This window comes from Pseudomonas sp. NPDC088885 (assembly GCF_044750025.1).
In the GTDB taxonomy this organism is placed as follows: domain Bacteria; phylum Pseudomonadota; class Gammaproteobacteria; order Pseudomonadales; family Pseudomonadaceae; genus Aquipseudomonas; species Aquipseudomonas rustica.
The window spans coordinates 1-4676 of the sequence record NZ_JBIVJB010000173.1 but is presented as its reverse complement, the minus strand read 5'-3'; the positions used below and the strand labels follow the sequence as shown (position 1 = coordinate 4676).

Here is a 4676-nt window from a genome sequence, read left to right as displayed (position 1 = left end):
CGCGCATATTTCCGGCAAGATGCGCAAGAACTACATTCGTATTCTTACCGGTGACAAAGTGCGCGTCGAGCTGACGCCCTATGACTTGAGCAAAGGGCGCATTACTTACCGCGCTCGTTAATCAGGTCAATACAAGACGCCCGGTTTATGCCGGGCGTTTTTGTGTCTGCGTTTTTTGGGGTTTTGGGTTTTGGGGGCATATCCGTTGCTGCGCGTGATGCTGCTGGCGGTTTCGCTCTTACAGCGAGTCACCTTTTCCAGACGCCGAAAAGGTAACCGAAAAGGCTTGGCCCCGGCGTACGGCACTTCGCTTAGGCTCAGTGTTCCCTCGCTACGGTGCCCATCAGGGGGCATCGCCTACGGTTTGCTTCGCTGCACCTCCTCTCGATGTATGCGGCTACGCCGCATGGCGCTACGCGCCTACCCCTGATGGACACCTACGCTCGGCCTGCCGAAGGGGCTGAAGATCAAGAGCCAGAGCCAGATCAAGGGCCAAATCAAAATCAAAAGCCCCTCACTGTAGAGACCGGTACATCCTTTACAAATTAGACCGGGGACATCGTTTACACCTTTACAGGCTTGAAACGCGTTTGGCGCCCCTTTCAAGCCTGCCTAAACAGTGGCTGCAAAGGTACAGTTCCCAAGCATCATCAGCCACCTCCTTCAGCGCGATGTCCTCTCCAATCAGAGCCTCTCCTAGAAAAATCAGCTGCCCTTTCCATTTGATTTCCCCATTTGACCGAACCTTGCGCACTTCAACATCGGAACCATATTCAAGCGCAGGCAAGTAACCGGGATAAGCGCGTATTGACGGGCTATAGACAGATGCCGGTGGTTTCATGCCCAGCGCGGTATGCGGTCGGTGGTGGTTGAAGTCTTGGATGAAATCCTGAAAAGCCAGCTGCTGGCGCACCAGGTTTTCCGCCGGTGGCACTGCTGCCTTTAACGTTCGATGCATCCGTTCATGTCGACCATTTTGGTCGGGACGGCCTGGCGTAATCGTTTCGACATGGATTCCAAGCCTGATAAACCAAACCGATAACTTCGAAAGTCGCGCCAGACCTGTCGACGCGAAAGGAGCGCCATTGTCAGTGCGGATCACATCCGGCAGCCCATATTCTCGAAAAGCCCACTCGAAGCCTTCCCGCGTCGGCGCTCCGTGCGTACTGGGCAAAGCGCGACAGACGAATAAAAAGCGGCTCATCTGATCGGTTATGGTCAGCGGATAGCACCAATTACCGTCCTGCATTTTGAACTGCCCTTTGTAATCAGCACACCAAGTCTGGTTGGGCGCGTCGACCGGACGCAAATGTGTTGGAGCACGGGGACGCGGGGGATAGGGCCGTCGCGCCACCACCAAACCAGCTTTCTTCAGCCACTCCCCGGCGGTACTCGCCGCCGGCCATTGGATATGCGAATCGGAAACGCGCAGGCGATCAATGATCTGTTTGGGTCCCCGATCGGGATGTTCGTTTTTCTTGGCCAGCAACTTGGCGATGATTTCGTCGGGCGTTTGATGAGGACAGTTCAACGGCTTGCGCGATTGCTCTTTCAAGCCATCTACGCCCAACGCTGCGTATCGTTCCAGCCACTTGTCGATGGTTGGACGGCTGACGCCATAGCGCCGGCTTAATTGGCTCTTGGTGTAACTGCCGCCAAGCCAGTCGCTGACTAACTTCACTCGTTGATCCATTGGGGACTCTTGATTCCAGGGCATGGTCAGCACCTCCTGACCATGATTGATACCTGTAAACCATGTCCCCGGTCTCAAACGTAAAGGATGTACCCGGTCTTTACCCACCCTAGCCCTCTCCCGGAGGGAGAGGGGACTGATCGCGTGGATTGGTAGAGATACGCCGACTTGCGATACCGAGTCGAACGCATATTTTGAAAAGCCCCCAATCGGCTCCCTCTCCCTCGGGAGAGGGCTGGGGTGAGGGGCAAGAGCACCAAAAAACTAAAACCGTGCGCGCTGTGCTCTTCACCACTCAATAGGCCGAGTGTCAGCTCGCCTGCTTTTGATCTTAGAGCCCGTCGGCAGGCTGAGTGTAGGGATTGATCCGGGGTGGGAGCGCAGCGACCGTTTGGCGCAGCCAAACACAGCGAGAGGAGGTGCAGCGAAGCAAACCGTAGGCGCTGCCCCCCGGATCAATCCCGGAGCGAAGGAACCCGAGCCACAGCGAGGGCCGAACGTCAGGGCACAGACCTTTTGGTTACTTTTGGGGCGTTTGCCAAAAGTGACCCGCCGTAAGGGCGGAACCCTAACCAGCCATCACCACAACAACGGATATTCACCCAAAAAACCCAAACGACAAACAACAAAAAGGGCGCCCGAAGGCGCCCTCAGCGAAACAACAACGATCAAGCCATCTCAGCAGTGGTCTCGAAATCAAAGGTCAACTCACCATCCTTGATATCGATATGAACAACCCCACCATGCTCAGCCAACTCACCAAACAAGATCTCCTCCGCCAGCGGACGCTTGATCTTGTCCTGAATCAGACGAGCCATCGGACGCGCCCCCATCGCCGCATCATAACCACCCGCCGCAATCCAGCTACGCGCCGCGTCAGTCACTTCCAGCAACACACGCTTGTCTTCCAGTTGCGCCTGAAGCTCGGTAAGGAACTTGTCCACCACACTTTTGATAACCTCATGACTGAGGCGACCAAACTGAATAATGGTGTCCAGACGGTTACGGAACTCCGGCGTGAAGCTCTTCTTGATCACTTCCATCGCATCAGACGAGTGATCCTGATGGGTGAAACCGATCGAAGCCCGCGCCGCCGTTTCAGCACCGGCGTTAGTGGTCATGATCACAATCACATTGCGGAAGTCCGCCTTGCGCCCGTTGTTATCGGTCAGTGTGCCGTGATCCATCACCTGCAGCAGCAGGTTGAAGACTTCCGGATGCGCTTTCTCGATTTCGTCGAGCAGCAATACGCAATGCGGCTGCTTGGTGATCGCTTCGGTCAACAGACCGCCCTGGTCGAAACCAACATAGCCTGGAGGCGCACCGATCAGACGCGATACGGTGTGGCGCTCCATGTACTCGGACATGTCGAAACGAACCAGCTCAATGCCCAACGCCTTGGCCAATTGCCGCGCGGCCTCGGTTTTACCGACACCGGTCGGGCCGGCGAACAGGAACGAACCGACTGGCTTGTCAGGCGACTTGAGGCCGGCACGGGACAGTTTGATCGCAGTCGACAGCGAATCGATCGCCGCGTCCTGACCAAACACCGTCAGCTTCAGGTCACGCTCCAGGTTACGCAGAAGTTCCTTGTCGGAGCTGGTGACGTGCTTCGGCGGGATCCGCGCGATCTTCGCCACGATGTCTTCGACGTGCGGCACCTCGATGCGCTTGGCGCGCTTCTCGACCGGTTGCAGGCGCTGATAGGCGCCCGCCTCGTCGATCACATCAATGGCTTTGTCCGGCATGTGCCGATCATTGATATAGCGCGACGCCAGTTCAGCAGCGGCACGCAGTGCTTCATCGCTGTATTCGATGTTGTGGTGCTGCTCGAAACGCCCTTTCAGGCCGCGCAGGATACCGATGGTGTCTTCCACCGACGGCTCGACGACATCAACCTTCTGGAAGCGACGCGCCAAGGCACGATCCTTCTCGAAGATGCCACGGAATTCCTGGAACGTGGTCGAACCAATGCAGCGAATGTCGCCAGACGACAGCAGCGGCTTGAGCAGATTCGAAGCGTCCATGACCCCGCCCGACGCAGCGCCCGCACCAATAATGGTGTGGATCTCGTCGATAAACAGAATGGCCTGCGGACGCTTCTTCAGTTCATTGAGCAGCGCTTTGAAGCGCTTCTCGAAATCACCGCGATACTTGGTGCCCGCGAGCAGAGCACCGAGATCAAGCGAATAAACGACGCTACCCGCCAACAGATCCGGCACCTGGTTGTCGACAATGCGCTTGGCCAGGCCTTCGGCAATCGCGGTTTTACCCACGCCTGCTTCACCGACCAGCAGCGGATTGTTTTTGCGCCGACGCGCGAGAATCTGCGCGACACGCTCGACTTCCGACTCACGGCCGACCAGCGGATCGATACGACCCTGGCGCGCAAGTTCGTTGAGGTTACTGGCATAAGCATCCAGAGGATTGCCTGAAGAAGAAGACTCACCGCCCTCGTCGTCCTGCATATCTTGTTCACCTTCAGAGTGATCGCCATGCCCCGGCACTTTGGAAATGCCATGGGCGATGTAGTTGACGACATCGATGCGCGCAACGCTCTGCTGTTTCAGCAGGAACACCGCCTGACTCTCTTGCTCACTGAAGATGGCAACCAGCACGTTAGCGCCGGTTACTTCGCGTTTGCCCGAGCTCTGTACGTGAAAAACAGCACGCTGCAGTACACGCTGGAAGCCCAGGGTTGGCTGGGTTTCGCGATCTTCGTCATGAACGGGGATCAATGGCGTGGTGGAGTCGATGAACTCCTGCAGGTCATGCTTGAGTTTGTCGAGGTTTGCGCCGCAGGCACGCAAAACGGTGGCGGCAGCCTCATTATCCAATAGGGCCAGCAGGAGATGTTCGACGGTCATGAATTCATGACGCTTCGAACGAGCCTCCTTGAAGGCTAAATTGAGGGTGACTTCGAGCTCGCGGTTTAACATAGCTTCACCTCATACCCAAGTGGTCGGCGATTAACCGTCCTTCT

The 4676-nt window shown here is 56.7% G+C and carries 3 protein-coding genes; 1 reads left to right on the top strand and 2 read right to left on the bottom strand.

The genetic code is table 11. The annotated features are described in order from the left end of the window. A partial coding sequence (gene infA, locus ACIP1X_RS27830; RefSeq protein ID WP_400652215.1) for a translation initiation factor IF-1 occupies positions 1–121 on the top strand: 121 nt, incomplete at its 5' end. Between the two features lie 450 nt (positions 122–571). Here infA and ACIP1X_RS27825 read toward each other — a convergent pair. Then, positions 572–1717 carry an integrase core domain-containing protein gene (locus ACIP1X_RS27825; RefSeq protein WP_053120739.1) on the bottom strand — a complete coding sequence of 382 codons (1146 nt, stop codon included), beginning with the start codon at positions 1715–1717 and terminating at the stop codon, positions 572–574. A gap of 644 nt (positions 1718–2361) precedes the next feature. Beyond that, positions 2362–4632 carry an ATP-dependent Clp protease ATP-binding subunit ClpA gene (clpA, locus tag ACIP1X_RS27820; RefSeq protein ID WP_053121600.1) on the bottom strand — a complete coding sequence of 757 codons (2271 nt, stop codon included), beginning with the start codon at positions 4630–4632 and terminating at the stop codon, positions 2362–2364. Positions 4633–4676: the final 44 nt, after the last annotated feature.